The sequence below is a fragment of the Microbispora sp. CA-135349 genome, from assembly GCF_050947365.1.
Taxonomy (GTDB): Bacteria; Actinomycetota; Actinomycetes; order Streptosporangiales; family Streptosporangiaceae; genus Microbispora.
The window spans coordinates 7,922,469-7,948,248 of the sequence record NZ_CP192001.1 but is presented as its reverse complement, the minus strand read 5'-3'; the positions used below and the strand labels follow the sequence as shown (position 1 = coordinate 7,948,248).

At 72.5% G+C, this 25,780-nt stretch carries 26 protein-coding genes and 1 pseudogene; 16 read left to right on the top strand and 11 right to left on the bottom strand.

Annotated elements, in window-relative coordinates; translation table 11 throughout:
* Positions 1-42: 42 nt before the first annotated feature.
* The 3 genes and pseudogenes from ACQPZZ_RS36555 to ACQPZZ_RS36545 all read left to right on the top strand — a co-directional run.
* Positions 43-135 (top strand): annotated as a pseudogene (locus tag ACQPZZ_RS36555) (peptide-methionine (S)-S-oxide reductase MsrA); the annotation flags it as partial.
* A gap of 132 nt (positions 136-267) precedes the next feature.
* Positions 268-474, top strand: a complete 207-nt coding sequence (locus tag ACQPZZ_RS36550) for a hypothetical protein (protein WP_079319669.1) — start codon at positions 268-270, stop codon at positions 472-474.
* Positions 471-887, top strand: a complete 417-nt coding sequence (locus ACQPZZ_RS36545) for a type II toxin-antitoxin system VapC family toxin (protein ID WP_432926663.1) — start codon at positions 471-473, stop codon at positions 885-887. Before ACQPZZ_RS36550 ends, ACQPZZ_RS36545 begins: the two co-directional genes overlap by 4 nt.
* 178 nt (positions 888-1,065) lie before the next feature.
* Here the strand turns inward: ACQPZZ_RS36545 and ACQPZZ_RS36540 are convergent, their stop codons facing one another.
* Positions 1,066-2,874, bottom strand: a complete 1,809-nt coding sequence (locus tag ACQPZZ_RS36540) for an efflux RND transporter periplasmic adaptor subunit (RefSeq protein ID WP_432926661.1) — start codon at positions 2,872-2,874, stop codon at positions 1,066-1,068.
* A 146-nt stretch (positions 2,875-3,020) separates the two neighbouring features.
* Here ACQPZZ_RS36540 and ACQPZZ_RS36535 point away from each other — a divergent pair, with 146 nt between their 5' ends.
* The 11 genes from ACQPZZ_RS36535 (at position 3,021) to ACQPZZ_RS36485 (ending at position 15,182) form a co-directional block, all read left to right on the top strand.
* On the top strand, positions 3,021-4,166 hold the full coding sequence (locus ACQPZZ_RS36535) for an efflux RND transporter periplasmic adaptor subunit (protein WP_432926659.1): 1,146 nt from the start codon (positions 3,021-3,023) through the stop codon (positions 4,164-4,166).
* Positions 4,163-4,918: an ABC transporter ATP-binding protein gene (locus ACQPZZ_RS36530; protein WP_432926657.1), complete on the top strand. Its 756-nt coding sequence runs from the start codon at positions 4,163-4,165 to the stop codon at positions 4,916-4,918. The genes ACQPZZ_RS36535 and ACQPZZ_RS36530 overlap by 4 nt, the downstream gene beginning before the upstream one ends.
* A complete protein-coding gene (locus ACQPZZ_RS36525; protein WP_432926655.1) occupies positions 4,915-6,204 on the top strand; it encodes an ABC transporter permease in 1,290 nt (429 codons plus the stop codon). The genes ACQPZZ_RS36530 and ACQPZZ_RS36525 overlap by 4 nt, the downstream gene beginning before the upstream one ends.
* 28 nt (positions 6,205-6,232) lie before the next feature.
* The gene (locus tag ACQPZZ_RS36520) at positions 6,233-6,853 is read left to right on the top strand and encodes a hypothetical protein (RefSeq protein ID WP_432926653.1); all 621 of its coding nucleotides are present in this window, start codon (positions 6,233-6,235) and stop codon (positions 6,851-6,853) included.
* Positions 6,853-7,539, top strand: coding sequence for a response regulator transcription factor (locus ACQPZZ_RS36515; protein WP_363643784.1), 687 nt, complete (start codon positions 6,853-6,855; stop codon positions 7,537-7,539). The genes ACQPZZ_RS36520 and ACQPZZ_RS36515 overlap by 1 nt, the downstream gene beginning before the upstream one ends.
* The gene (locus tag ACQPZZ_RS36510) at positions 7,523-9,154 is read left to right on the top strand and encodes a sensor histidine kinase (protein WP_432926651.1); all 1,632 of its coding nucleotides are present in this window, start codon (positions 7,523-7,525) and stop codon (positions 9,152-9,154) included. The genes ACQPZZ_RS36515 and ACQPZZ_RS36510 overlap by 17 nt, the downstream gene beginning before the upstream one ends.
* Before the next feature lie 6 nt (positions 9,155-9,160).
* Positions 9,161-9,700: a hypothetical protein gene (locus tag ACQPZZ_RS36505; RefSeq protein ID WP_432926649.1), complete on the top strand. Its 540-nt coding sequence runs from the start codon at positions 9,161-9,163 to the stop codon at positions 9,698-9,700.
* A 41-nt stretch (positions 9,701-9,741) separates the two neighbouring features.
* The gene (locus ACQPZZ_RS36500; protein ID WP_432926647.1) at positions 9,742-11,469 is read left to right on the top strand and encodes an ABC transporter; all 1,728 of its coding nucleotides are present in this window, start codon (positions 9,742-9,744) and stop codon (positions 11,467-11,469) included.
* Positions 11,466-13,052 (top strand): YfjP family GTPase, encoded by a 1,587-nt coding sequence (locus ACQPZZ_RS36495; protein WP_432926645.1) that lies wholly within the window; start codon positions 11,466-11,468, stop codon positions 13,050-13,052. The genes ACQPZZ_RS36500 and ACQPZZ_RS36495 overlap by 4 nt, the downstream gene beginning before the upstream one ends.
* A gap of 75 nt (positions 13,053-13,127) precedes the next feature.
* The gene (locus tag ACQPZZ_RS36490; protein ID WP_432926643.1) at positions 13,128-13,694 is read left to right on the top strand and encodes a hypothetical protein; all 567 of its coding nucleotides are present in this window, start codon (positions 13,128-13,130) and stop codon (positions 13,692-13,694) included.
* Between the two features lie 93 nt (positions 13,695-13,787).
* On the top strand, positions 13,788-15,182 hold the full coding sequence (locus ACQPZZ_RS36485) for an FAD-dependent oxidoreductase (RefSeq protein WP_432926641.1): 1,395 nt from the start codon (positions 13,788-13,790) through the stop codon (positions 15,180-15,182).
* 8 nt (positions 15,183-15,190) lie between these two features.
* Here the strand turns inward: ACQPZZ_RS36485 and ACQPZZ_RS36480 are convergent, their stop codons facing one another.
* The 6 genes from ACQPZZ_RS36480 to ACQPZZ_RS36455 form a co-directional block, all read right to left on the bottom strand.
* Complete coding sequence (locus ACQPZZ_RS36480; protein WP_432926639.1) at positions 15,191-16,324, bottom strand: SPFH domain-containing protein; 1,134 nt, start codon at positions 16,322-16,324, stop codon at positions 15,191-15,193.
* Between the two features lie 2 nt (positions 16,325-16,326).
* Positions 16,327-16,758 (bottom strand): NfeD family protein, encoded by a 432-nt coding sequence (locus ACQPZZ_RS36475; protein WP_432926637.1) that lies wholly within the window; start codon positions 16,756-16,758, stop codon positions 16,327-16,329.
* A gap of 92 nt (positions 16,759-16,850) precedes the next feature.
* On the bottom strand, positions 16,851-17,276 hold the full coding sequence (locus ACQPZZ_RS36470; RefSeq protein ID WP_432926635.1) for a VOC family protein: 426 nt from the start codon (positions 17,274-17,276) through the stop codon (positions 16,851-16,853).
* A 46-nt stretch (positions 17,277-17,322) separates the two neighbouring features.
* Positions 17,323-18,531, bottom strand: coding sequence for an Ig-like domain-containing protein (locus ACQPZZ_RS36465; protein ID WP_432926632.1), 1,209 nt, complete (start codon positions 18,529-18,531; stop codon positions 17,323-17,325).
* A gap of 38 nt (positions 18,532-18,569) precedes the next feature.
* Positions 18,570-19,661 (bottom strand): fumarylacetoacetase, encoded by a 1,092-nt coding sequence (fahA, locus tag ACQPZZ_RS36460; RefSeq protein WP_432934664.1) that lies wholly within the window; start codon positions 19,659-19,661, stop codon positions 18,570-18,572.
* On the bottom strand, positions 19,658-20,824 hold the full coding sequence (locus ACQPZZ_RS36455) for a homogentisate 1,2-dioxygenase (RefSeq protein WP_432926630.1): 1,167 nt from the start codon (positions 20,822-20,824) through the stop codon (positions 19,658-19,660). The genes fahA and ACQPZZ_RS36455 overlap by 4 nt, the downstream gene beginning before the upstream one ends.
* Before the next feature lie 108 nt (positions 20,825-20,932).
* On the opposite strand from ACQPZZ_RS36455, the gene ACQPZZ_RS36450 reads away from it, so the two are divergent.
* Complete coding sequence (locus tag ACQPZZ_RS36450) at positions 20,933-21,652, top strand: uridine kinase (protein WP_432926628.1); 720 nt, start codon at positions 20,933-20,935, stop codon at positions 21,650-21,652.
* Between the two features lie 3 nt (positions 21,653-21,655).
* Here ACQPZZ_RS36450 and ACQPZZ_RS36445 read toward each other — a convergent pair whose 3' ends face one another.
* Together ACQPZZ_RS36445 and ACQPZZ_RS36440 are read right to left on the bottom strand one after the other, a co-directional pair.
* Positions 21,656-22,309, bottom strand: coding sequence for a helix-turn-helix domain-containing protein (locus ACQPZZ_RS36445; protein WP_432926626.1), 654 nt, complete (start codon positions 22,307-22,309; stop codon positions 21,656-21,658).
* A gap of 313 nt (positions 22,310-22,622) precedes the next feature.
* Positions 22,623-23,060, bottom strand: a complete 438-nt coding sequence (locus ACQPZZ_RS36440) for an RNA-guided endonuclease InsQ/TnpB family protein (RefSeq protein ID WP_432926624.1) — start codon at positions 23,058-23,060, stop codon at positions 22,623-22,625.
* 154 nt (positions 23,061-23,214) lie between these two features.
* Between ACQPZZ_RS36440 and ACQPZZ_RS36435 the strand changes: the two genes are divergently transcribed.
* Positions 23,215-24,339: an NAD(P)/FAD-dependent oxidoreductase gene (locus tag ACQPZZ_RS36435; RefSeq protein WP_432926622.1), complete on the top strand. Its 1,125-nt coding sequence runs from the start codon at positions 23,215-23,217 to the stop codon at positions 24,337-24,339.
* A 13-nt stretch (positions 24,340-24,352) separates the two neighbouring features.
* Here the strand turns inward: ACQPZZ_RS36435 and ACQPZZ_RS36430 are convergent, their stop codons facing one another.
* Both ACQPZZ_RS36430 and ACQPZZ_RS36425 read right to left on the bottom strand, forming a co-directional pair.
* A complete protein-coding gene (locus ACQPZZ_RS36430; RefSeq protein ID WP_432926620.1) occupies positions 24,353-25,561 on the bottom strand; it encodes a PucR family transcriptional regulator in 1,209 nt (402 codons plus the stop codon).
* Positions 25,551-25,754 (bottom strand): EF-hand domain-containing protein, encoded by a 204-nt coding sequence (locus ACQPZZ_RS36425; RefSeq protein WP_432926618.1) that lies wholly within the window; start codon positions 25,752-25,754, stop codon positions 25,551-25,553. The genes ACQPZZ_RS36430 and ACQPZZ_RS36425 overlap by 11 nt, the downstream gene beginning before the upstream one ends.
* Positions 25,755-25,780 lie beyond the last annotated feature (26 nt).

The window sequence follows — 25,780 nt, the reverse complement described above, 5'->3', positions numbered from 1 at the left end:
CGGGTGGAGCTCGGCCGCGAATTATTGCCCGAGGAGAACCGCTACCGCCAGCAATACCTCTTCAAGGTGCCCAACGGCTACTGCGGCATCGGCGGCACCGGCGTGTCCTGCCCCGTCGGCCTGACGGCTGGTGATCTATGGTCTTGCAGGAGCCAGTCGGCTCGGAGCCCAGGCTGCCCCGGGCCGGCGCAGCCGCTCTCAGTGGGTTGCGATCAGCAGCCGTCCCGCACGGCTGTCCGGGGCGGTCCTGCTGATTACACTCGATACATGAGCGTGATGCGCGAGGAACTCCACCACCTGGTTGATCGGCTGCCAGAGGAGAAGGTGGCTCCTCTGCTCAGGCTCGTCCGCGATCAGCTCGAAGAGCCGCCTGTCGTACGCGACCTGCCGTTCATCGGCTTGCTTGAAGCGGAGCCGGATTTCGCGGAACGCTCGGAGGAGATTCTCCGTGCAGAGGACAATCACTCTTTGTGATCGTCATCGACTCGGGTCCGTTGGTTGCGGCCGTGAACGTCCGGGACCGCCATCATCAGGCCTGCGCTCGACTTCTGCGGACCCACCCAGGACCCTTGCTCGTCCCCGCGACAGTGGTCACGGAGGTGTGCCAACTCGTCGAGAAGCGGCAGGGGAGCAAAGCGGAGGCGGCGTTTCTGCGCTCCTTCGGAGCAGGTCTGACCATGGTGGATCTCACAGAACGTGATCTGCAGCGTATGAGCGACCTGGTGGAGACGTACGCAAGTCTCCCCCTCGGGGCGGTCGATGCCTCTGTGATCGCCATTGCTGAGCGCCTCGGCGTCACGGAAGTGGCAACCCTTGACCGCCGTCACTTCACCGTCGTCCGTCCCCACCACACCGGTGCGTTCATGCTGCTACCGGAACAGCTCTGAGCGCTGTCCCGCCCTGCGCTCCTGAGCAGTGATCTTTTGGTCGAACGGCACTGGCGCAAGCGTTGAGATCTATTGCCTGAAGCGAAGGTCTACCACCAGCAATACCTTTTCAAGGGGCCCAAACGGCTACTGCGGCCTCGGCGGCACGGACGTGATCTCTCCGTCGGTCTGACGGCGTTCATTGGCCGTTGGTCTGACCGGTCGCCGGGAAGCCTTCGTCGGGGAAGGCGGTGGTGGTGCCGGGCAGGACGACCTGGTCGCCTTCGGAGAGACCGCCCGTGATCTCCACGTAGGTGTCGCCACGCACGCCTATCTTGACCGTCCGCCGCGCCTGCGTCCCGCCGTTGGTCACCGTGACCACGGCCGTGCCGTCGTCCTGGAGGCGTACGGCCTGCGCGGGGACGTAGAGCGCGTCGGCCGCCTCGCCGGTCGTCACCCTCACGGTGGCGCTCTGGCCCAGCAGCATCCGGGCGGGGCGGTTGTTGAGGTCGATCGTCACGCCATAGCGGACGAGCCGGTTCGAGGTGGTCGCGGTCGGATCGACGTGGGCTACCGTTCCCGCGTACTCCCGCCCCGGCTGCGTCGACAGCGTGACGGTGGCCGCCTGACCGGCCTTCAGGAAGCGGATGTCCGACTCGGTGAACATGGCCTGCACCTGCAGGGCGTCGAGGTCGCCGAGCGTGATGAACACGCCCGAGGTGTAGTGGGAGCCCGTGGTCCCCGCGACGGACAGGATCGTGCCGTCCGCCGGAGCCTTGATCCTCACGCCCGCGAGAGCATCCTTGGCCTCGGCCAGTTCGGTCGTCGCCTGGCTGACCTGCGCCTCGGCCTGCGCCTCGGTGAGCCGGCCGCCGCCCCCCTGTCCGCCCTGAGCGCCCTGACCCGCCTGGCCTGCCCGAGCGCCCTGACCTGCCTGACCGCCGCCGAAGCCCGTACGCCCTCGCGCGCCACCGCCCTGCCCTTGCGCGCCCTGACCCTGCTGGTTCTGTCCCTGCTGGTCCTGGCTCTGGCCGCCCTGACCCGGGGCGCAGGTGGGGGAGGCGCCGCTGGAGGAGGGGCTCGGCTCGGCGGACGGCTGCCGCGCCGGTGGCGTGGGCGGGATCGAGACGCTCACCTCGGGGTCCGGCGCGGACGCGCCGTCTGTGGGGGCCGGGTGGTGCGGCCCGGACGGTTTCGGGTGCGGATGCGGGCGCGGCGTGCGTGTGGGCGAACCGGGCTCGGGCGTGGAACCGCCGTGGCCACCACCCCTGTACGCCACCAGGCTGATGCTCGCCGTGCTCGCGCCGCTGTTCGCCGCGGCGGCACCCGGTCGGCTCGGCGGCCGGGTGCTCGGGAAAGCCCGCGACGAGGGCTTTGAGGAGGGACGCGTGGACGCCTGCCCGGAAGGCCGGACGGAGGGAATCGGGCACGAGACAGGGCCGCCGCTCCCGGTGCCGCCCGTGTTCCCCGCTCCGGAGCCGTCGCCGGTGCCGCCCGCGTTTCCCGGCCTCGCTCCAGCGCCCGTTCCGCCGCCGGGGGTCCTGGCCCCGCCTCCGGTGCCGCCACCGGTCGCCCCGGGCCCGGAGCCGCCCGCACTCGGCGCGGCGGCTGTGCTCGTGGTGGCGGTGCCGTTCTCGGTGCCGTTCTCGACGTCGTCGAGGGTCTCCTGGGCGGCGGCGAGGGCGGCCTTGGCGGCCTCGTAGTTCTCCCTGGCGATGGTGTCGTCGATCCGGGCGAGGACCTTGCCGCGGCGGACCTTCTGACCCACCTTGACGTAGACCTTCTCGACCGTGCCCTCCGCCGCGAACGTGAGATCGCGCACGCCGGTGTCGACCGTGTTGCCGGCGGCGGAGACGTACGACGTGACCGTGCCCCGCCTGACCGAGGCGAGCGCTATCCGGTCGGCCGCAGAGGTGTCGCCGCCACTGGCGGAGATCACGGCGACGCTCGCGATGACGATCCCCGCCAGCGCGAGCCCTCCGACGCGAAGTGGAGTGCTCGATCTCATGGCGGACATCCTGCTGACGTCACGTGACCGGTGGCTTGGCCGTACCTGAGAGTTGTCTGTGGATGCGGGGACCGCGTGCGGACTGTCAGGAAATCCTCAGCGTCGGCCTAGGTTGCCCGAAGCGGGGTTTGCCATGGTTCCACGTCGTGAAGCTGTCGACGAAGCGCAGGACACTGATCGTCAACGGTGTCCTGGTGGTACTGCTGCTCGGCGGGATCGCGGCGGCCTGGGCGTCCGTGGGAGGCGACTCCTCCGGAGACGGCGCCGCGCCGCTGACGACCCGGGTGACCCGCGGGACCGTGCTCGCCTCGGTGTCGGCCTCCGGTTCCGTCGAGAGCGCCAGGACGCGCGCCCTCGGTTTCTCCGCGAACGGCACCGTCGAGTCCGTCCTGGTCGAGACCGGCGACCGGGTCAAGAAGGGACAGGTGCTCGCGCGCATCGACGACACGGCCGCCCAAGAGAGCCTGGAGGCGGCCCGGGCGAGCCTGGACGCCGCCGAGGAGGCCGACACCTCGACGGCCTCCGGCTACTCGCGGTACATCAGCGCGAGGAACGCCTATCGGTCGGCGAAGCGGGCGCTGGCGGGCACCGTCATCAAGGCGCCGTTCGCGGGCGTCGTCACGGCGGTCAACGGGGCCGTGGGCGGCTCCTCAAGCGGATCCAGTGGATCGGGCGGATCCGGCGGGTCCTCCCAGGGCGGCCAGGGACAGGCGCAGTCCGCACAGTCGCAGAGCGGGTCCGGCGGCTTCATCGAGATCGCCGACCCCGCCCGCCTGCGGATCGTGGGGAACTTCACCGAGGCCGACGTCGCCAGGATCAAGGTCGGCCAGGCGGCCACCGTGTCCTTCGACGCCCTCTCCGGGGTCACCGCCGCAGGCAAGGTGACGGTGGTCGACCCGCAGCCGCAGACGAACAACAACGTCGTCCAGTACGCCGTGACGATCTCGTTGACCGGCGTGCCCTCCACCGTACGGCTCGGCCAGACGGCCACGGCCCGGGTGACCGTGGGCAAGGCGGACGACGCGCTCACGGTGGCGTCCTCGGCGGTCACGACGGCGGGCGGCCAGACCACGGTGACGGTGCTGGAGAACGGCAGGCAGGTCGTGAAGCGGGTGCAGGTCGGCCTCAAGGGCGACACGACCACCGAGATCACGTCGGGACTTCAGGAGGGCGACCAGGTGGTGCGACCCCAGGCATCGACGACCGGCGGAGGCGGCGGCATCCAGTTCCCGGGCGGCGGAGGCGGCTTCGGCCGCGGCTTCGGCGGCGGTGGCGGCAGGGGCGACCGATGACGGCGGGGGAGCCGCCGGTGCTCAACCCCCCCGTTCTCGATCTGGGCCACGTCACCAAGGTGTACGGCGAGGGCGAGACCGCGGTGCGCGCGTTGCGCGGCGTGTCGCTGAGGGTGGAGCGCGGCGACTACGTGGCGATCATGGGTGCCTCCGGCTCCGGCAAGTCCACGCTGATGAACATCATCGGCTGCCTCGACGTTCCTTCCGGGGGGACCTATCACCTTGACGGCACCGACGTCGGCGGACTCGACGAGCGGCGGCTCGCGGTCGTCCGCAACCGCAAACTCGGTTTCGTCTTCCAGTCGTTCAATCTGATCCCCCGGATGAGCGCCCTCGCCAACGTCGAGCTTCCCCTGGCGTACGGCGGGGTCAAGGCCGCGGAGCGGCGCCGCAGGGCGCTGGCCGCGCTCGACCGGGTCGGACTCTCCGAGCGCGTCCACCATCAGCCCAACGAGCTGTCCGGCGGCCAGCAGCAGCGGGTGGCGGTGGCCCGCGCGCTCGTCACCGCGCCGACCCTGCTGCTGGCCGACGAGCCCACGGGCGCTCTCGACAGCAAGTCCAGCGAGGACGTCATGAACATCTTCGACCGCCTCAGCGTGAGCGGCCGCACCCTGGTCGTCATCACGCACGAGGAGGAGGTCGCCGCGCACGCGAAACGGGTCGTCCGGCTCATGGACGGCCAGATCGTCGAGGACGTACGCACCACGCCGGTCGGCGGGCCGCCCCCGATGCTCGCGGAGGTGGCCTCGTGAACGCCGCGGAGGTCCTGCGTTTCGCCCTGCGCGGCCTGGCCGCCAACAAGATGCGCAGCGCGCTCACCATGCTCGGCATCCTGATCGGCGTCGCCGCGGTGATCCTCCTGGTCGCGGTGGGCGAGGGGTCCTCCCAGCAAATCCAGCAGAACATCCAGCGGCTCGGGGCCAACTCGCTGACCGTCACGCCCTCCACATCGGGTGGCGGCGGCGGGTTCGGCCGCGCGTTCGGCGGAGGAGGCGGGGGAGGCGGGGGAGGCGGTGGCCAGGCCGGGCGGCAGAACAGCGGACCGCGCACGCAGGCCAGGAACCTGACCGTCGACGACGCGCGGGCGCTGGCCGACCCGGCGAACGCCCCCTCGGTCAAGAGCGTCTCGCCGGTCGTCACCGCCCAGTCCCAGACCGCCACGTACGAAGGGGCGAGCCACTCGATCAGCCAGCTCGTGGGCACCTACCCGAGCTACTTCGAGGCGTCCAACAAGCCGGTGGTCAAGGGCGCCTACTTCTACAACGACGACGTGCTCGCCGCGCGCAAGGTCGTGGTGATCGGGCAGACGGTGGCCGAGAACCTGTTCGGTGCGGTCGATCCCCTCGGCAAGCAGATCACGGTGTCGGGCGTGCCGTTCACCGTCGTGGGCGTGCTCAAGGAGGCCGGTTCGTCCGGGTTCCAGGACGCCGACGACGTGGCGATCGCCCCGCTGCCCGCCGTGCAGCAGAGCCTGACCGGATTCGGGCCGCTGGGGCAGATCCTCGTGCAGGCCAGGAGCGCCGAGGCGGTCGACGCCGCGCAGAGCGAGGTGACCGAGGTGCTCAACCAGCGGCACGGCATCACCGGCTCGGCGAGCGCCGACTACCGCATCCTCAACCAGGCGACGCTGCAGGAGACGGTCAGCGCGGCGACCGGGACGTTCACGGTCCTGCTCGGCGCGGTGGCCGCGATCAGCCTGCTCGTCGGCGGCATCGGCATCACCAACATCATGCTCGTCACGGTCACCGAGCGGACGCGGGAGATCGGCATCCGCAAGGCGATCGGCGCGCCCAAGGGCGCGATCCTCGGCCAGTTCCTCGCCGAGGCGACGATGCTCAGCCTCGTCGGCGGCCTGCTGGGTGTGCTGATCGCCGTGATCGGCGCGCAGTTCACGATCGCGGGCGTGCGGCCGGTGATCGTTCCGACGTCGATCGCGCTGGCGCTCGGCGTCTCGGTCGCGATCGGCCTGTTCTTCGGCAGCTATCCCGCCAACCGCGCCGCCGGGCTGCGGCCGATCGAAGCTCTGCGCTTCGAATGACGGCCGGACCCAGGGAAGGGAGAAGGATTTGAGCAGGCACGACACCGAGGAGCTTCTGGAGACCTCGCCGTTCGACGACGACCTCCAGGAGGTGCTGGCGGCGCGTCCCGCCCGGACGGGCGGGTCGAGGCTGACGCTCGCCCTGGCCGGAGGCGTCCTGCTCGTGGCCGGGCTCCTCCTCGGCATCCAGGTGCAGAAGCTCCTGGGCGGCTCCGCACCCGGCCAGTCGTCCCGCGCCGCGGGTTTCGGGACGTACGCCGGTGGAGGGCAGGCCCCCGGGGGCGGCGGGCTCGGCGGCGGGTACGCCCGCGGCGCGGGCAGGGGCGGTGACGGCGCGGGCGGCGGCTTCGCCGGCGGTGGCGCGGGAAGAGGAGCAGGCGCGGGGACGGGAGCAGGGCCCGGCGGCATGACCTTCGGCACGGTCAAACTGGTCGACGGCGACAAGATCTACGTGCAGACCGTGAACGGCGGTGTGGTCACGGTGACCACGTCAGGTGACACCAAGGTCCAGGTCACCCGGGCGGGGAAGGTGTCCGACCTCAAGCCGGGCAGCTTCGTCACCGTCGCGGGGACCGCCGACGACCAGGGTCAGGTGGCGGCGACGTCCGTCACCCAGGGCTCGCCCATGGGCCGGAGGACGGGCTCGTGATCAGGGAGGGCCGTCTGCTGGTCGTCGACGACGAGCCCGACATCAGAGAGCTGCTGTCGGCCAGCCTGCGGTACGCCGGGTTCGAGGTGCTCACCGCGTCCACCGGCCGTGAGGCGGTCCAGCTGGCCGGCAAGGTGCGCCCCGATCTGATCGTGCTGGACGTCATGCTGCCCGATCTGGACGGCTTCGCCGTCTCCGACCGGCTGCACGCCTCCGGGCGGCGGGTCCCGGTGCTGTTCCTCACCGCGAGGGACGCGACCGAGGACAAGATCACCGGGCTCGGCTGCGGCGACGACTACGTCACCAAGCCGTTCAGCCTGGAGGAGGTGCTCGCGCGCATCCGGGCCGTGCTGCGCCGCACGCGCGGCGGCGACGCCGTCCCCGCCCGGCTGCGCGTCGCCGACCTCGAGCTCGACGAGGACTCCCACGAGGTCTGGCGCGGCGGAGCCGCCGTACGGCTCTCGCCCACGGAGTACAAGCTGCTGCACTACTTCATGGTCAACCAGGGCCGGGTGCTGTCGAAGGCGCAGATCCTCGACCACGTCTGGCATTACGACTTCGGCGGCGACCACAACGTGGTCGAGTCGTATGTCTCCTATCTCCGCCGCAAGATCGACACCACCGAGCCCAAGCTGATCCACACGCTCCGCGGCGTGGGCTATGTCCTCCGTGCGCCGCGTCACTGACCTGCTCCACGCCGGCAAACCGGCCGGCGCCGCGGGTGCGAGGACCCGCGCCAGGACCCGTGCGAAGGCACTTACGAAGGCCGGTGGGACGGCCGGGCCCGCGCGGGAGCCCGGTGGGGAAACGGCCCGTGCCCGCCGGTGGCCCCGGCTGCCGCGCGCCGACCGGCCGCTGCGCTCGCTGAGCGTTCGCGAGCTGCGGCGGCGGGCCGCGCGGACCCCTCTCTGGCTGCGGCTCGTCGCGGGCACGCTGCTGCTCGTCACCCTCGCGATCGCGCTGACCGGTGGCTTCGCCGTACAGCTCCTGCGCGGTTACCTGGTGGAGCGGGTCGAGACACAGCTCGCGGCCGTCGGCCGGCGCCCGGTCGAGCCGCCGCCTCCGCCCCAGGCCACGGCCACCGCGTCCCGGCCGCCGCGGCAGTTCGGCTCGTTCTACATCGTCGTGCTCGACCGGGACGGCGCCGTCGTGCGTACCGTCCAGGAGCCGCCGAACGCCGACCCGCTGCCCGCGCTGCCCAGGCCCCGGCAGGACCGCAGGCAGTGGCTGTTCACGATGGAGGCCCCCTCGGGGGTCGTGTGGCGGGCGATCGCCGTACGCGAGGAGGGCGGCACCCGCTTCCGCGTCGCGGCCGTCAGCCTGGCCGACATCGACAACACGGTCTCCCAGCTGGAGCTGATCGTCGTCGGGGTCGGCCTCGCCGTGCTCGTCGCGCTCGGGGTCGCCTGCTACTGGCTCGTACGGCGCAGCCTGCGCCCGCTGGGGGAGATCGAGCGTACGGCGGAGGCCATCGCGGCCGGCGATCTGTCGCGGCGGGTCCCGCTGCGGCACCGGCGCACCGAGATGGGCCGTCTCGGCCGGTCCATCAACGGCATGCTCACGCAGATCGAGACGGCGTTCCGGGAGCGGGAGGCGTCGCAGGAGCGGATGCGCCGGTTCATGGCCGACGCCTCTCATGAGCTGCGCACCCCGCTCACCTCGATCCGAGGCTTCGCCGAGCTGTACCGGCAGCAGAGTTCGCAGGATCCCGTCCTGCTGCTGCGCCGCATCGAGGACCAGGCCGTACGGATGGGCCTGCTCGTGGACGACCTGCTGCTGCTCGCCCGGCTCGACCAGCAGCGCCCCCTCGAACGCCGCCCGGTCGACGTGCTGAGTCTCGCGGCGGGGGCGGTGCTCGACGCGCAGACCCTCGCGCCGGACCGGGAGATCGACCTGCTGCGGCTGGACGACTCGGACGAGCCGGTGCGGGTGCTCGGCGACGAGGCGCGGCTGCGCCAGGTCGTCGGCAACCTCGTCGGCAACGCCCTGCGGCACACCCCGGCGGGCACCGCCTTGCGGGTCGGTGTGGGGACCGTGCCCGGATCGCAGGTGCTGATCGAGGTGGCCGACGACGGGCCCGGCCTGGGCCCCGGCGACGCCGAGCGCGTCTTCGAAAGGTTCTACCGCGCCGATCCCTCGCGCAGCCGGTCGGACTCCGGCGGCACGGGGCTCGGGCTGTCCATCGCCGCCGCTCTCGTCCAGGCCCACGGCGGCACCATCACGGCCGACAGCGAGCCCGGCCGCGGCGCGGTGTTCCGCGTCCGCCTCCCCGAGTGCCCCCCTGACGAAAGGCTTGGGTGATCCTCCATGCGATACCTGTCCATCGCGGTCGCCGCGGCGGCCCTCGCGGTCACGCTGACCGGCTGTGGCGGCGGTGACGACACCGCCGCCACGACCACCACGCAGGCCACGGGCGGCGGTTCGACCGTCGACCCCCGGGCCGCGTTCACCGCGTGCCTGCGCGAGAACGGCGCCACGCTGCCGACCGGGCGTCCTTCCGGGATGCCGAACGGGCGCCCCAGCGGCAGACCCAGCGGCAGGCCCAGCGCGTGGCCGAGCGGCCGGCCAGGCGGGGGCTTCGGCGGGTTCCGGTCGATGGACCCCGCCACGAGCAAGGCGTTCGAGGCGTGCCGCTCGCTCATGCCGCAAGGCGGCCGGGGCGGGTTCGGCGGCCGGCGCGGCCTCGATCCGCAGGCGATGCAGGCGTTCCGCACCTGTATGAAGGACAACGGAGCCGAACTGCCCGCCGGCGGGCGCCTGCGCGATACGGCCACGGCGGACCCCAAGGTGGCCAAGGCGTACGACAAGTGCAAGGTCCTGCTGCCCGCCCCCACCCCCAGCGCCTGACCGGCTGATTCGAGGGCCTTCCACAGGGAAGGTCCGGAAGTATGGCGGGGAACGACAGATTGCGGGCCGCCCTGGAGAGCCTGCGGCGTTACCTCGATCAGGACCTGTTCCCCCTGGAGATCGGGGACGCCGCGGCCGACCGGCGCGTCCTGGGGGAGCTGCGCGGGCAGCTCGACGACTACCTGCTGCCCCGCCTCGCGGCCATCGACGCGCCGCTGCTCGCGGTGGTCGGCGGTTCCACCGGTGCGGGCAAGTCCACCCTGGTCAACTCGCTGGCCGGGACGACCGTGACCGAGCCCGGAGTGCTGCGGCCCACCACGCTCGCGCCGACGCTGGTGTGCAATCCGGCCGACGCCGCCTGGTTCACCTCCACCATGGTCCTGCCCGGGCTGGCCAGGGTGACGGGCGGGCCGTCCGGCGGGGGACGCGGTGAGCCCGGGACCCTGCGGATCGCCCCCGTGGAGGCCCTGCCCCCCGGGATGGCGCTGCTCGACGCCCCCGACATCGACTCGGTCGTCACGGCCAACCGCGAGCTGGCCGCGCAGCTGCTCGCCGCGGCCGACCTGTGGCTGTTCGTCACGACCGCCGCGCGGTACGCCGACGAGGTGCCGTGGAGCTTCCTGCGCCTGGCCAGGGAGCGGAGCACGGCGCTCGCGGTGATCCTCCAGCGGGTCCCGGCGGAGGCGTCCGCGCCCGTGACCGCCGATCTGACGCGGTTGCTGCGGGAGAACGGCCTGGGCGGCACGCCGTTGTTCACCGTTCCCGAGCTGGCGCTGCCGTCGGAGCGCGCCCGGCTGCCCGCCGACGTCGTGCAGCCGATCGCGACCTGGCTCGCCGACCTGTCCGTGGACGCCAGGGCGCGGGCCGAGATCGTACGGCGGACCCTGACCGGGGCCCTGGACAGCCTGGGCACCCGGGTGCCCGATCTGGCCGACCGGGTGGAGCGCCAGCGGGCGGGCATCGCCGAGCTGCGCGACATCGCGGGCAGGGCGTACGACGTGGCGATGTCGGCGTTCGACGAGGGGATGCGCGACGGCAGGCTGCTGCGCGGGGAGGTGCTGGCCCGCTGGCAGGACTTCGTCGGCACCGGCGATCTCATGCGGGCCCTGGAGTCCCGCATCGGCTGGCTGCGCGACCGCCTCGCCGCCGCCTTCCGGGGCCGTCCGGCGCCCGACAGGGAGCTGCGGGTCGCACTGGAGAGCGGTGTGGAGTCGCTGATCCGCGCGACCGCCGACGCCGCCGCCGAGCGGGCCGTCGAGGCGTGGCTTGCCCTGCCGGCAGGGCGCGACCTGCTGGAGAAGTCCGGCGTCACCGTCTCCGGCCGGCTCGGCCGCGCGTCCGCCGATCTGCCCCGCAAGGCCGGCACGGCCGTACGCGACTGGCAGGGGCACGTGCTCGACCTCGTCCGCTCCGAGGGCGCCGACCGGCGCACGCTCGCCCGGGCGGCGTCGTTCGGCGTGAACAGCCTGGGCGTGCTGATCATGCTGGCGGTGTTCTCCACGACCGGGGGGATCACCGGCATCGAGCTGGGCATCGCGGGCGGCACCGGCGTGCTCAGCCAGAAACTGCTCGAAGCCGTCTTCGGCGACCAGGCCGTGCGCACGCTGACCCAGGAGGCCCGCGAGGACCTGCGGCGGCGCGTCCGCGCGCTGCTCGACGAGGAGCGCGACCGCTTCACCTCCCTCGTCGAGGGGCTGGGTCCGGCCGCCGACACGGCCCCCCGGCTGCGGGAGGCCGCCAAGGCCGTACAGGAGAGGGGCGTCCTGTGAAGCTCCTGGGCAGGAAGGCCGAGGTGTCGCTGGACGACCGGCTGGAGGCGCTCGCGGAGGCCGCCGACCTGGCGGAGGGCCGGCTCGGCCAGGAGGCCGTGGACCACGCCCGCGCCGTCGTCGCCCGGGCCGGCGTACGGCGGGGCCTGTCGGTGGACCACACCGCCGTCGCCCTGGCCGGAGCGACGGGGAGCGGCAAGTCGTCGCTGTTCAACGCCCTGTCCGGCACCGATCTGGCGACGGTGGGAGTGACCAGGCCGACCACCGCCAAGGCGCAGGCGGCCCTGTGGGGCGCGGGCGGCTCGGGACCGCTGCTCGACTGGCTCGACGTCCCGTTGCGCCACACGGTGGAGGGCGACGCGTCGGGACTGATCCTGCTGGACCTGCCCGACCATGACTCCATCGAGCTGTCCCACCGCGGGGAGGTCGACCGCCTGGTCGCCGTGGTGGATCTGCTGATCTGGGTGCTCGACCCGCAGAAGTACGCCGACGCGGCCGTGCACGAGCGGTATCTGCGCCCGCTCGCCCGGCACCGGGACGTCATGGTCGTCGTGCTCAACCAGGTGGACCGGCTGCCCGAGCGGTCCGTCAAGCGCTGCCTCGATGACCTGCGCGGCCTGCTGGCGGCCGACGGGCTGGAAGGCGTGCCGATCCTCGCCGTGTCGGCGCGTACGGGGCAGGGCGTGTCCGAGCTCAGGGAGCTGCTCGGCCGGGAGGTATCCCGCCGCCGCGCCTGGTCGTCCCGTCTCGCCGCCGACGTGGCCTCGGCCGCCGCCCGGCTCTCGGCGGACCCGCGGCCCCCGGTCACCGGGGAGGTGCCGCAGGAGGCCGCCGTGAGCAGGACCCTGACGCGGGCGCTGGCACAGGCGGCCGGGGTGCCCGTCGTGGTCGAGGCCGTGGCGAAATCGCACCGGCACCGCTCGGTCGCCGCGACGGGCTGGCCGGTGACGCGCTGGGTGCGCAGGCTGCGGCCCGATCCGCTGCGCCGCCTCCACCTGGTCAAGGGCGCCCGTTCCTCGCTGCCCGCGGCCACCGCCGTGGAGGTCTCGGCCGTGGACACCGCCCTGCGCGACGTCGGAGCCGCCACCTCGGCGGCGGTGCCTGAGCCGTGGGCGACAGCCGTACGGCACGCGGCGCGGTCGCGGTCGGGCGAGCTGACCGACGCCCTGGACCGCACGGTGGCCGCGGCCACCTCGGGCGGGGTCTCCGGGTCCCCCCGGTGGTGGCGCCTGGCGGGGACGGCGCAGTGGCTGACCGTCGCCGTGATGGCCGTGGGCGCGATCTGGCTGCTCGTGCGCTTCGCGATGAACTACCTCATGCTGCCCGAGCTTCCGACTCCGACGGTCGGCCGGGCGCCGTGGCCGACCGTGCTCCTGCTGGGCGGCGCGCTGGCGGGAGTGCTGATCGCGCTGCTGTGCCGGGTGTTCGCCTGGATCGGCGGGCGGCGCAGGGCCCGCAGCGCCGCCCGGATCCTGCGCACCGGCATCGAACGGGTCGCCCGGGAACTGGTCGTGACGCCGGCGAGGGAGGAACTCGCCCGTTACGCCAGGTTCGCCGACCGCATCACCCGCGCCGCCTCCTGACCCCGCCGTGATCGTGTAGTCGGTTGTGGGGCAAAAAGGATCAAGGGGAGTGGGATTCGTGGTGGACTATGCCGAATGAGGCTGTACAGGACGCTCACGACCGCCGCGCTCGTCGCCTGCTTCGCGGTCGTCGTGCTCAGCGGCGCCTACCTCGCGTACTTCTACAGTCCGCACAACGCGTCCACCACGTACCACGGCTCGTACGAGCCGTTGCGCGGAGTCCCGATGAGCGAGGCGTACGCCTCGGAGCTGCGGATCAGCATCGACCAGCCTTACGGGCTGTACGCGCGGCAGCTGCACCACTCGTCGTCGTGGCTCTTCCTGCTGGTGCTCGTCCTGCGCCTGGTGGCCGGGAAGGTGTTCCGGCGCATGGCGGCCGGGGCGGTGCTGCTGGGGGCGGGCGCGCTGGCCGTGGTCACCGGGTACGCGCTGCCCGACGACCTGTTCTTCGACACGATCCTGGCGAAGGTGCCGCTCCCGCTGTGGTACGCCGCCCACCTGGCGCTGGCGCTCGGCCTGGCGGCGGGCCTGGTGACAGTGTGGCGGCGGACGAGCGCCGAGCAGCCCAAACTGCGCTATTTCGCGCTGGCCGGGCTGGTTCTCGTCCTGCTGGACGTCGCCCAGCCGTTCGTGCCGCACTGAGGTGACGGGGATCGGGCTGATCGGGATCGGCGGTGACAGGGCGCGGCAGGCGCCTGACAGGGATCCGGCAGAGCGGTCCGGCACGGTCGGGGCATGCACGACAACACGGACGTACTCATCGTCGGCGCCGGCCCGACCGGCCTCACCCTCGCCGTGGACCTGGCCCGCCGGGGCGTCGCCTGCCGGATCGTCGAGCGGGCTCCCGGGCCCGCGGCCGGCGCCAAAGCGACCGGCTCCAAGGGCAAGGGCCTGCAACCGCGTACGCAGGAGATCTTCGACGACCTCGGAGTGATCGGCCCGATCCTGGCGGCGGCGACGCCCTACCCGCCGCTGCGGGTCAGGATCGGCCGGGTGCCGATCTGGCAGGCCCGCATGCACAGGTCCGCCGAGGCCACGGACGCGGTGCCGTACCCGGCGGTGCTGATGCACCCGCAGTGGCGCACCGAGGCGGTGCTGCGCGAGCGCCTGGCCGAGCTGGGCGGGAGGGTGGAGCAGGGCGCCGCGCTGACCGGGTTCGAGCAGGACGCGGACGGGGTGACCGCCGGACTCGGCACGGGAGAGACCGTGCGGGCGCGTCACCTGGTCGCGGCGGACGGCGGCAGAAGCACCGTGCGCAAGGCGCTCGGCATCGGCTTCACCGGCGAGACCCGCGAGGAGCAGCGGATGGCCCTGGGCGACGTGCGGGCCGAGGGGCTCGACCGGGACCACATCCATGTCTGGGTGCGGCCGGGAAAGGGGATGGTGGCGCTCTACCCGATGGCCGGCACCGACACCTTCCAGATGCTCGCCTCGCTGAAGCCGGGAGTCACGCCGGAACAGACGTTGTCCCAATATCAGCGGATTCTCGCGGAGCGGTCGATGGTGCGCGGAGTGCGCCTGACCGAGCTGCTGTGGTCCTCCCTCTACCGGGTGAACGTCCGCCTCGCCGACCGCTACCGCTCCGGCCGGGTCTTCCTGGCAGGGGACGCCGTCCACGTGCACCCGCCGACGGGCGGGCAGGGGCTCAACACCGGTGTCCAGGACGCCTACAACCTGGGCTGGAAGCTCGCCCGGGTGCTCGCCGGGGCGCCGGAGAGGCTGCTGGACACCTACGAGGAGGAGCGCAGGCCCGTCGCCGCCCGGGTGCTCGGCCTCAGCGTGGATCTGCTGGACAAGAAGTCGTACAAGCGGGACGAGGACACCTATCAGCTCTCGCTGAGCTACCGGGGCGGCTCACTCGCCCGGCGCGGCGGTGACCGGGTGCCGGACGGCCCGCTCCCGCTGGCGGACGGGACGCGGGCCCGCGTGTTCGACCTGCTGCGGGGCCCGCACTTCACCCTCCTGTCACCCGATCCCGCTCCCCGCGTCCCCGGTGGCCCCGAGGTGCGTGCGTACGCTCCGGCCGAGCCGTACGGCGGCGAGCGCCACACCCTCGTCCGGCCGGACGGCTACGTCGGGATCTCCACATCCTCGGCGGACGAGCTCGCCGCCTATCTGGACATGGTCTGAACCGTGGACTACGGACGCTCGTCCGGGCGTACGGCGTGGGCCGGGTCGGGGTTCGGGACGTCGCCCGCACCGCGAGGGACGTCGCCCGCGAGGGGGATGCCGTCCGCGCCGGCGTCGGCCCGCCGGGCCTCGATCTGGCGCGGCCCCAACTCGCTGTCCTCGGCCGCCGCCTTGGCCTCGGCGGCGGCGCGTTCGGCCTCCGCGACCGCCTCGCTGCCCGCCGCGCTCAGCCCGGGTCCCCTGCCGTCCGCGCCGGTGGCCCGGCTGGCGGGCAGCGACTCGGTGAACGCCTTCGACAGCGTCTGCATCGCCGAGGTGACCTCGCTCGGGATCACCCAGAACGTGTTGCCCTGCCCCTGGGCCAGCTGGGGCAGCACCTGGAGGTACTGGTAGGCGAGCAGCTTGGGGTCGGGGTCGTTGCGGTGCACGGCCTGGAACACCTCGTCGATCGCCTGCGACTGACCCTGGGCCTTGAGGATCTGGGAGGTGCGCTCACCCTCGGCGCGCAGGATCGAGCTCTGCTTCTCACCTTCGGCCGTGAGGATCTGCGACTGCCGCTGGCCCTCGGCCGTGAGGATCGCCGCGCGCTTGTCCCGCTCGGCGCGCATCTGCTTCTCCATGGCGTCCTTGATGGTCTTCGGCGGGTCGATCGCCTTGATCTCGACCCGGTTGACCCGGATGCCCCACTTTCCGGTGGCCTCGTCGAGCACGCCGCGCAGCTGGCTGTTGATCATGTCGCGGGAGGTGAGCGTCTTCTCCAGATCCATGCCGCCGACGACGTTGCGCAGCGTGGTCACGGTGAGCTGCTCGACGCCCTGGATGAAGTTGGCGATCTCGTACTCCGCCGCCCGGGGATCGGTGACCTGGAAGTACAGCACCGTGTCGATGTCCACCACCAGGTTGTCCTCGGTGATGACCGGCTGCGGCTGGAACGACACCACCTGTTCACGCAGGTCCAGCAGCGGGCGGACCCTGTCGATGTACGGGATGACGAAGTTCAGACCGGGGCCCAGCGTGCGGTAGTACCTGCCCAGGCGCTCGACGTTCGCGGCTCTGGCCTGCGGCACGATGCGGACCGCCCGCAGCACCGTCAGGATCGCGACGAACGCGATGACGATTCCGGCGATCACTGCTGCGTCCATACCTACTCCCGGGGATACACAAGGGCGGTGGCGCCCTCGATCTCTATGACGTCGACCGTGGCCCCCGGCGGGATCACGAGCGTCTCGTCGTATGCGCGGGCCGACCACTCCTCGCCGCCGATCCGCACCCGGCCGTCCCTGCCCGTGACCTCCTTGGTCACGTAGGCGGACTTGCCGACCAGCGCGGACACCCCGAAGCGTCGGGGCGGCGGCTGCTTGATGTGCCGGAGCGCGATCGGGCGCACCCCGGCGAGGCCGGCGGCGGAGGCGATGACGAACACGGCGAGCTGAATCGCGGGCGGCAGCCCGACGACCGCGACCACTGTCGTGAGCAGGGCCGCGATGGACAGCAGCCCCAAAGCCGCGGTCAGCGTGAAGATCTCCGCGATACCCAGCACCGCCGCCAGGATGAGCCACACGATCCAGGGGTCCATTGCCGCCTCCAAAGCAATGAACGAACACCGCTCGGGTCCGGTTCCTCCTCCAACCTAACGCGTACGGCCGCGCCGTCCCAGGGATGCGGGCCTCATGCGGGAGCCACGGTGACGCGAAATTCGTTGCCCTCCGGGTCGGCCATCAGCACGTGGTCGTCGAAGGTCGCGACGATCGTGCCGCCGGCACGCACCAGCCGGGCGGCTTCCGCTCTGATCCGCTCCCACTGGTCGGCGGCCGTGCCGTCCGCCGGCACCCGGACGTCGATGTGGAGCCGGTTGTCCGCCGCAGTCCCCCGGTCGGCGACCGGAAGGATGGAGAGCCGGGGGCCGGCCCCCTCGGGGTCGCAGAGCAGGGCCCCGTCGTCGCCGGCGGGCACGTCGAACCGCGCGAACGACTCCTCACCGGTCCCGTACCGGGCGGCCGGGATCTCCTCGACATAGCCGAGCGCCGACTTCCAGAACTCGGCGAGCAGTCGCGCATTGGCACAGTAAAGGGCTAGATCGATCGTCACTGCCATGACTCGACCGTAATACAGGCCGCTGACCCGGGTGCGGTCACGTCTGTCAGGAAGAGGCGGCAGGGGTTTCGTGGCGGAGGGCGCTGCCGGCCAGCCACCGGGGCCAGGAGAGCTGCCAGTAGCCCCAGCCGTTGTCCCACTCCAGCGCGCGGGTGGTGCCGGTGACGATGACGGGGTCGCCGCGCAGCGCGTGCTCGTAGAACCACCGCGCCTGGTCGGGGCGGACGTTCACGCAGCCGTGGCTGACGTTCACGCGGCCCTGTGCCCACACGTTGTCCAGCGCGTGGACGTACTCGCCGCTGTTGGAGATCCGTACGGCGTGGTCGATGAGCTTGTCGTAGTAGCCGGGGTCGCCCTTGCGGCGGCCCGGGGACACCATGCGGACCGGATTGCCCTTGTCCATCGTCAGGTGGGTCCCGCTCGTGGTCGTGTACTCCCTGGTGGTGGCCATTCCGGCGCTGATCGGCATGCGCTGGGCCACCCTGCCGTCCTGTCGCACCACCATCTGGTGGGCGCGGGTGTCGACCGTGCTGACCATGGCACGTCCCACGGTGAAGGCGACGCTCCGGTCCGCGGCGCCGTACGTGCCGGGGGCGGCGCGGACGCCGGCGAGGTGGGCGGTGACGCGCACGTCACTGTTCGCCGGCCACATCGTCCGCGGCCGGTAGACGACCCGGGTGGGGCTCGTCCAGCGCCAGGCGCCCTCGGCCGGGCCCCGGACCTCCAGCGCCCGCTCGACCGCCGCGCGGTCCTCGACCGGCCCGGTGAACGTCACGATGATCGGCATCCCGATGCCCACGGTCTCCCCGTCGTACGGGACGATCGAGGCGACGGCGACCTCATGCCGCGGGGTGAGGGTGCGGAACCGGCCCGCGACCCGGGCGGTGACGCCCTGGGCGCCCGTCGCGACGGCGTTGACGACGTACTGCTCGCCGGGGCGCAGCGTCCACGACGACCGCCACACCGTGCGGGTCTCGTCGAACGCGCCGGGCACCGCCTCGCGCCCCGCGAACGCCAGCACGCTGGTCAGCGTGCCGCTCTGCGCCCTGACGACCAGGCCACCCTCCGGAGGCACCGCCGCCGCGCCGGAGGCCGGGGTGATCACGATGCGCGGCGCGGGCGGCACCCGCACGGCGCAGCCCGCGACGAGCGCGGGAAAGGCCGCGAGCAGCACCGCGAGCAGCGGCACCGTGAGCAGGGCGCGGGCGGCGGGAGGCAGGGCACGCGACCCCACGGGCACCCAGGATGGCTTCACGGGCACCCAAGATAGCGAGAGGTGACGACAGAATTACGCTAAGTAGCGGGAAGGATGGTGCCGGAGACCTCGCCGAGGCTGATCCCGTGCGAGGTCCACGCGGTGATGGTGACGGTGTCGCCGTCCTCCAGGAAGGTCCGGGTCTCGTTGGGTAGTTTGACCGGTTCCACGCCGTTCCAGGTCAGCTCGATGAGCGAGCCCGGCTGCCCGATCGACGAGACCGTCCCGCTCGCGAACAGGTCGCCGGTGCGGAGGCGGGCGCCGTTCACGGTCATGTGGGCGAGCATCTGGTCGGGCGTCCAGTACATGTCGCGGAACGACGGCGTCGAGACCGTCTCGCCGTTGAGCCCGACGCGCAGTGTGAGGTCGAGCCCCCAGGGCGCCTGCCTGGCGAGGTACGGCAGGGGCTCGGGGTCCTGCGACCGGCCCTCGACCCTGGCCTCCTCCAGGGCGTCGAGCGGCGTGATCCACGCGGACATCGAGGTGGCGAACGACTTGCCCAGGAACGGCCCGAGCGGGACGTACTCCCACGACTGGATGTCGCGGGCGCTCCAGTCGTTGACGAGCGCGACCCCGAAGACGTGGTCCTCGAACGCGCCGGCGCGCTCGCCGAGCCCCGTCGGCACCCCGACGACGAAGCCGACCTCCGCCTCGATGTCGAGCTTCTGCGAGGGGCCGAACGACGGCCGCTGCCCGCACGGCCGCCTGATCGGCGTTCCCGAGACGACGACGGTGCCCGCCCGCCCGTGGTAGCCGACGGGCAGGTGCCGCCAGTTCTGCTTCAGCGGCTCGTCGTCCGGCCGGAACATCCGCCCGAGGTTCGACGCGTGCTCCAGCGAGGCGTAGAAGTCCACGTAGTCGGCCACCTCGACGGGCAGGTGCAGGGTCACCTCCGCCAGCGGGATCAGGTGGTCGCCCGTGGCCGCCGCCTCGCGTGCCCGTGCCCGCGTCGCCTGCCAGGCCGTACGGCCCAGGGCGAGCAGCGGGTTGAGGCTGGGCGCCGCGTAGACGTCCCCGCCGAGGGCGGCCGCGAGGTCGAGGACGTGGTCCCCGACGCGGACGCCGACCCTGCGGGGCTCCCCGGGCCGGGAGAACACCCCGTACGGCAGGTTGCCGAGCCCGAAGCTCATCTCGCCCACGTCCACGCGTAGCCGGGGTCCTCGCACGCGAGCGCGGCCGGGCCGAGGTCGAGCGGCCGGAACGTGTCGAGCATGACGGCCATCTCGGTCGTCTCGGTGTGGCCCTTCCTTACGGCCTCGACGGCGGCCTCCACAGCGCCCGGCTGCGGGCCGTGCGTGAAGCCGGCCGGGTGCAGCGAGATCGAGCCGACGTCGATGCCCGATCCCTTCCTGGCCGTGTAGTCGCCGCCCACGTAGAACATGAACTCGTCGGAGTCCACGTTGTGGTGGTTGTACGGGATCGGCACGGCCTCCGGGTGGAAGTCCAGCGGCCGGGGACAGAACGAGCAGACGACGAAGCCCGGGCCCTCGAAGGTCTGGTGGACCGGCGGCGGCGCGTGGGTGCGCTTCACGATCGGCTCGAAGTCCCGGATGTTGAACGCGTAGGGGTAGAGGCAGCCGTCCCAGCCGACCACGTCGAACGGATGGTGGGCGTAGGTCAGCCTGGTCAGCCCGCCCCGCGTCCTGACCAGGACCGGGACCTCCTCCCCGTCCACGAGCAGGGGCTCGGCCGGCGCGCGCAGGTCACGCTCGCAGTACGGCGCGTGTTCGAGGAACTGGCCGAACTGGGACAGGTAGCGCTTCGGCGGCCTGATGTGCCCGGCCGCCTCGATCACCAGCGCGGTCACCGGGCCCTCGGGCACCCATCGGTGGATCGTCCCGGTCGGAATCACGACGTAGTCGCCCTCGGCCACGTCCAGCGCGCCGTACGCCGACTCGAAGCGGGCCCGGCCGCCCGCGATGTAGACGCACTCGTCGCCCATCGAGTCGCGGTACAGCTCGCTGGGGGTCTCGGTCGCGGCGTACGAGATGCGGACGTCGGAGTTGCCCGCGAGCAGCATCCGCCCGGAGACCAGGTCGCCGTCGGGCGTCAGATCGCGGGTGCGGAAGTGACGCGGAGACAGCGGCAGGTTGGGCGTGAGGCCGGGCGCTCCCGCGTCCACGGCCTCGGCCTTGACGATGGCGGTCGGCGCGTGGCGGTGGTAGAGCAGCGAGGAGTCGGAGGAGAAGCCCTCCTCTCCCATGAGCTCCTCCTTGTACAGCCCGCCGTCGGGCGTGCGGAACTGCACGTGGCGCTTGCGCGGCACCTCGCCGACCACGCGGTAGTACGGCATCGGGCCTCCCGTGCTGGTCCATGGGACCGTTCGTCCGCTAATCGGACGCCAGTGTCCTATATATGTACGACGATTCGCCATGCCGCCGGGAATGTCAAGCTGTCGGCCATGAGCACAGCGGAGATCCACCTGTCCGTCTCGACCTGGCGGCAGCCGTCGCCCCCGCCCGCCTCCCCGGCGCGTACGGCGTTGGCCGGGCGGATCGCCGAGCGCGTGCTGGCCCTCGGGCCGGGCCGCCTGCGCGTCGGCGTCGACGGGCTCACGGCGGCGGGGAAGACGAGCTTCGGCCACGAGCTCGCCGAGCACCTCGCCCGGGCCGGGCGTCCGGTGCTGCGGGCGAGCCTCGACGACTTCAAGCGGCCGTGGCGCGACCGGCACCTGTACGACCGGGAGTCGGGCGAGGGGTACTACCGGAACGCCTACGACTACGACGCGGCGATCGCCCTGCTGCTCGAACCGGCGGGGCCGGACGGCTCGGGGGACGTGGCGCTGTGCTCGATCGACCCGCTGACCCAGGTGGACCACTCGTCGGTGCGGACGACCGCCGCGCCCGGCTCGGTGACGATCGTCGACGGGGTCTTCGCGTTCCGCCCCGAGATCGACGCGTACTGGGACCTGCGCGTCCGGATGGAGGTGTCGCCGGAGACCTCGGTGCGCCGCGGGGCGGAACGCGACCAGGACTGGGCCGGGTCCGAGGCCGAGGCGCTGCACCTGCACCGCTATCTGCCCGCCGAGCGCATCTACATCGCGGAGGCCGATCCGCTGGGGCGGGCCGACGTGGTCGTCGACAACACGAACTTCGCCGATCCGCGACTGCTGAAGTGGTGACCGTCAGCGCGGGGGCTCGGACAGGGCGGTCGCGAGCCGGTCGGCGGCCTCCAGGACCAGCGGGCCGACCTTGTCCGCGTCGAGGTCGGCGAAGCTGACCACGCCGACGGACGCGTCCAGCCACGGCAGGTTCCTGACCGGGGTGGCGATGCCCTGTGCGCCCTCCTGGAGTTGCCCGCTGCTCGTGTGCACCGGCGGTTCCGTACGGCCCTCGCGCAGCGCGAGCAGCGCCAGCCCGGCCGCGCCACGCGTCAGGGGGTGGCGCGAGCCCTCGCGGTAGGCGACGTGGAAGTCGGTCCACGACGGCTCGACCACCGCGACCGCCAGGCCCTCATCGCCCTCGGCCACGGTCAGGTGCGCGGTCGCCCCCGCCTGCTCCGCGAGCGCACGCAAAGCCGGCAGCGCCGCCGCCCGCAGGAGGGGATGCACGGCCTGCGCCAGCGCGAGCACGGCGAAGCCCAGGTGCACGCGGCCGTGCGCGTCCCGCCGGGCGAAGCCCTCGGCCTGCAGCGTCGTCAGGAGCCGGTAGACGATCGGCCGGCTCAGGCCCAGCTCCTGGGCGAGCTCGGTCGGCGTGCGGCCCCGGTTCGCGTCGGCCAGCAGCCGCAACAGCCGTAAGCCCCGTTCGAGCGTCTGCGCCGACTCGGCCGCCATCATGTCTCCGATTATCGCCACACCGGCGCGCCGATGCGGGTACTCACATGCGACCCGGCGCCGCCGGAGCCGTCTCCGGAAGACCCTTGTCGAACCCCGGCTGGTCGAGCGCTTGATTCCGGTCACGAAGGATGAGAGAGGATTCAAACGTAAGATCTACCGCATCAGCGACATCCTTCTCAGCTTCCATCTCGGGCCGCTGATGTGAGACAGATCGGGGACCGGGATGGGGCTGGGAGGGACCATCCTGCCGGTCATTCTGGAAGGACTGGACGATCACGTGACTCCTCCGCTCCCTGAAGGGAGCGGCTTCTCGCTAGGCCGCTTCCGCAGCGTCACGAAGGGCAAGCCCTGCCCTGAGAATGTTGATCGCCGCGTTCACGTCGGCGTGTGCGGCGTGCCCGCACACCGTACAGGCGAACTCGGCTTGGGTGAGGCGGTTGTCCTTCGCGCCCTGCCCGCACCGCGAGCAGGTGCGGGAGGTGTTGGCGGGGTTCACTGCGATCAGCTCACGACCGGCGCTTTCAGCCTTGTGCGCGAGCACACACAGGAACACCCCCCACCCCGCGTCCAGGATGCTCCGGTTCAGCCCGGACTTGGCCGCGACGTTCCGCCCGGGTTGTTCAATCGTGCCGGACGCGGACCGGGTCATGTTGGCGGCCACCCAGAACGGGATGGCGGTACTTCGGGCACCACACCACGTGGTGCCCGAGGGCGCACGCCGCACCGGGGTGGCGCGCACCTGAGGAGTCACAAGATCACCATGCAAGCACCGCCCATCTGATCCACCAGTGAAAGGAGCTTGTGATGAGCCCGGAGAGAAGACCAGTCAGGGACGGCATTCCCCCGTCGTCTGAAGGCGACGGTCCCCTGCCGAGGTTCTGATGGGGGGCCGTGGCTCAGGTTCGATGAAGTCGGCGATCGTGGTGGGGGCGGGGATCTGGGGAGCGTCGCTGGCGCTGCGACTGGCCGACGAGGGCTGGCGGGTCACGCTCGTCGAGCAGTACGCGCCGGGGCACGTGCGCCAGGCCAGCGCCGGGGAGACCCGCCTGCTGCGCTGCGCCCACGGCTCGGACGACTGGTATCCGCGCCTGGCCTGGCGGGCCCGCGACGCCTGGCGGCGGCTGGAGGAGAGGACCGGCGAGGACCTGTACGTCGAGTCGGGCCTGATGTGGTTCGCCCGTGACCCGGACGGATGGGAGACGCGCAGCGCCCGGGTGCTGGAGCGGCTGGACATCCCCTGCGAGCTGCTCGACCCGGCCGAGGCGGCGCGGCGCTTCCCCGGTCTGCGCGGCGACGATCTCGCCTTCGTGCTGTGGGAGCCGAACGCCGGGGTGCTGCGGGCCCGGCGGGCGACGCAGGCGACCGCGCACCTGGCCGGCGTCGCCGGCGTCCGGCAGGTCCGCGCCCGGGCCGTGCCGTACGCGCGAGGGGTGGGGGTCGTGGCGGACGGCGAGGTGCTGACGGCGGACCGCGTGGTGTGGGCGTGCGGGGCGTGGCTGCCGTGGCTGTTCCCGCACGAGGCGGGGCACGTGCGGGTGACGCGCCAGGACACCTTCCACTTCGGCGTGCCGAGAGACTGGACCACGCCGCCGCTGCCCGCGTTCTGCGACTACGACCTGGCGGCGTACGGGCACGGCGACCTGGACGGCATGGGCATGAAGGTCACCGGCGACGCCGAGGGCGAGCCGTACGACCCGGAGACCGGCGGCAGGCGGGTGCTCCGGCACACCGAGGAGCAGGCGCGCGCCTACCTGGCCAGGAGGTTCCCGTCGCTGGTGGGCGCGCCGGTGGTGTTCAGCCAGGTCTGCCAGTACGCGCTGACCAGGGACGCCGAATGGATCATCGCGGAGATCGAGGACGGCGTCTGGCTGCTCGGCGGCGAGTCCGGGCACGGCTTCAAGCACGCCCCGGTCCTGGCCGGATACGTGGCGGAGATCCTCGACGGCGCACGGGAGCCGGAGGCGCGGTTCGGCCTGCACGAGCGGCCGGCGGCCCGGGGACTGCGGACCAGCGGCGGGCCGACCGCCTAGCGACCCCGTGCGGTCAGGCGTCGCCGGGCGGGCCCACGCGGGCCTGCCGGGCGCGCAGCGCGATCTCCAGCTCGAACCGGACGTCGGGGTCGGCGAGCGCGTCGCCGTACAGCTGCTCGATCTGACGCAGCCGATACCGCACGGTCTGCGGGTGCACATGGAGCGCCGCGGCGACCTCGGCGACGCCCCGGCCGTGGCGCAGCCAGGCGAGCAGGGTCTCGGCCAGGCGGTCCTGCTGGGTCCGGCGCAGGTGGGCGAGTGGCGCGAGGCGCACCTCGGCCAGCGCGGCCACCAGATCCTCGTCCTTGAAGACGACCAGCGTCGCCATGTGGTCGGTGCAGCGCAGCAGCCCGGGCCTCGGGAGGACGCCGCGGGTGCCGAGATCGAGGGCCTCCCGCGCCCAGCCGAGTGAGTTCGCGGCGGCGGCGAGCGGCACGGCGGGGCCGATCGCGGCCCGCCAGCCGCGCAGCGCGCTCTCCAGCGCCTGCACGCGCCCCGCGCCGCCGGGGTCCGGCACCACGAGACACGGGAGGTTGCGGTCGAGCCCGGCGAGCACGTCCGGCGGCAGCACCGGCAGGGGGGAGCCGCCGTCGTGCTCCTCGAGGGCCACGCCCGCGACCGTACGGGGGAGCCGCCAGCCGGCCGTCCTGGCGAGGTCGGCGACGGCCTCCGGCGAGGCCGGGGGCCGGGTCAGCAGCAGGTCGAGCAGCCGTCGGCGGCGGCGCTCCACCTCGCCGGCCGCGTGCGCCCGCGCCTCGGCGAAACCCCGGGCCGCCGCCTCGGCGAGCTGGTCGAGGTAGACGAAGATGGCCTCGCCCAGGTCGTACAGCGTCTTCGGATCGAGGCCCAGCTGCTCGGACTGCTCGGTGAGCCTCCGCCAGGCCACCCGTGCGCCCAGCCGCATCGCGGTCTGCAGGGGCTCGAGGTCACGCCCCTCGGCCGCCTCGCCCCTGCCGATCGTACGGAAGACCTCGGGATCCCACGGAGCCCGCGGGTTCTCGATGCGTTCCAGGAACCCCCGCAGCGCCTGGTTGACCGACAGCCGCAGGACCTTGATGTAGACCTCGTCCTCAGGGCGGGCGTATTCGGGCACCCGCTGCTGGATCTCCGCGATCATCCGGTCCGCGACGTCGGCCACATGAGGACGCAGCAGCCTCGCGACGCCCGGGGACACCGTGCCCCAGAACTCGTCGTCGCCTTTCAGTGCCCGCTCAGCCCGCACTCAGCCAGGCGCCGAACTCCTCCAGGTCGATCAGGCCGTCGCGGTCGGCGTCGACCCTGCCGATCGCGCCCTGCGCTCCCTCGAGCGTGAGCGGCCGGCCGAGCACCTCCATCAGGCGGACGAGCTCCTCTGCGGAGATACGCCCGTCCCCATCGGTGTCGATAAGTTGAAAAGTCGCTGCATATTCGCTCATGCCGTCCTCCTCCGGGATCGCGATCA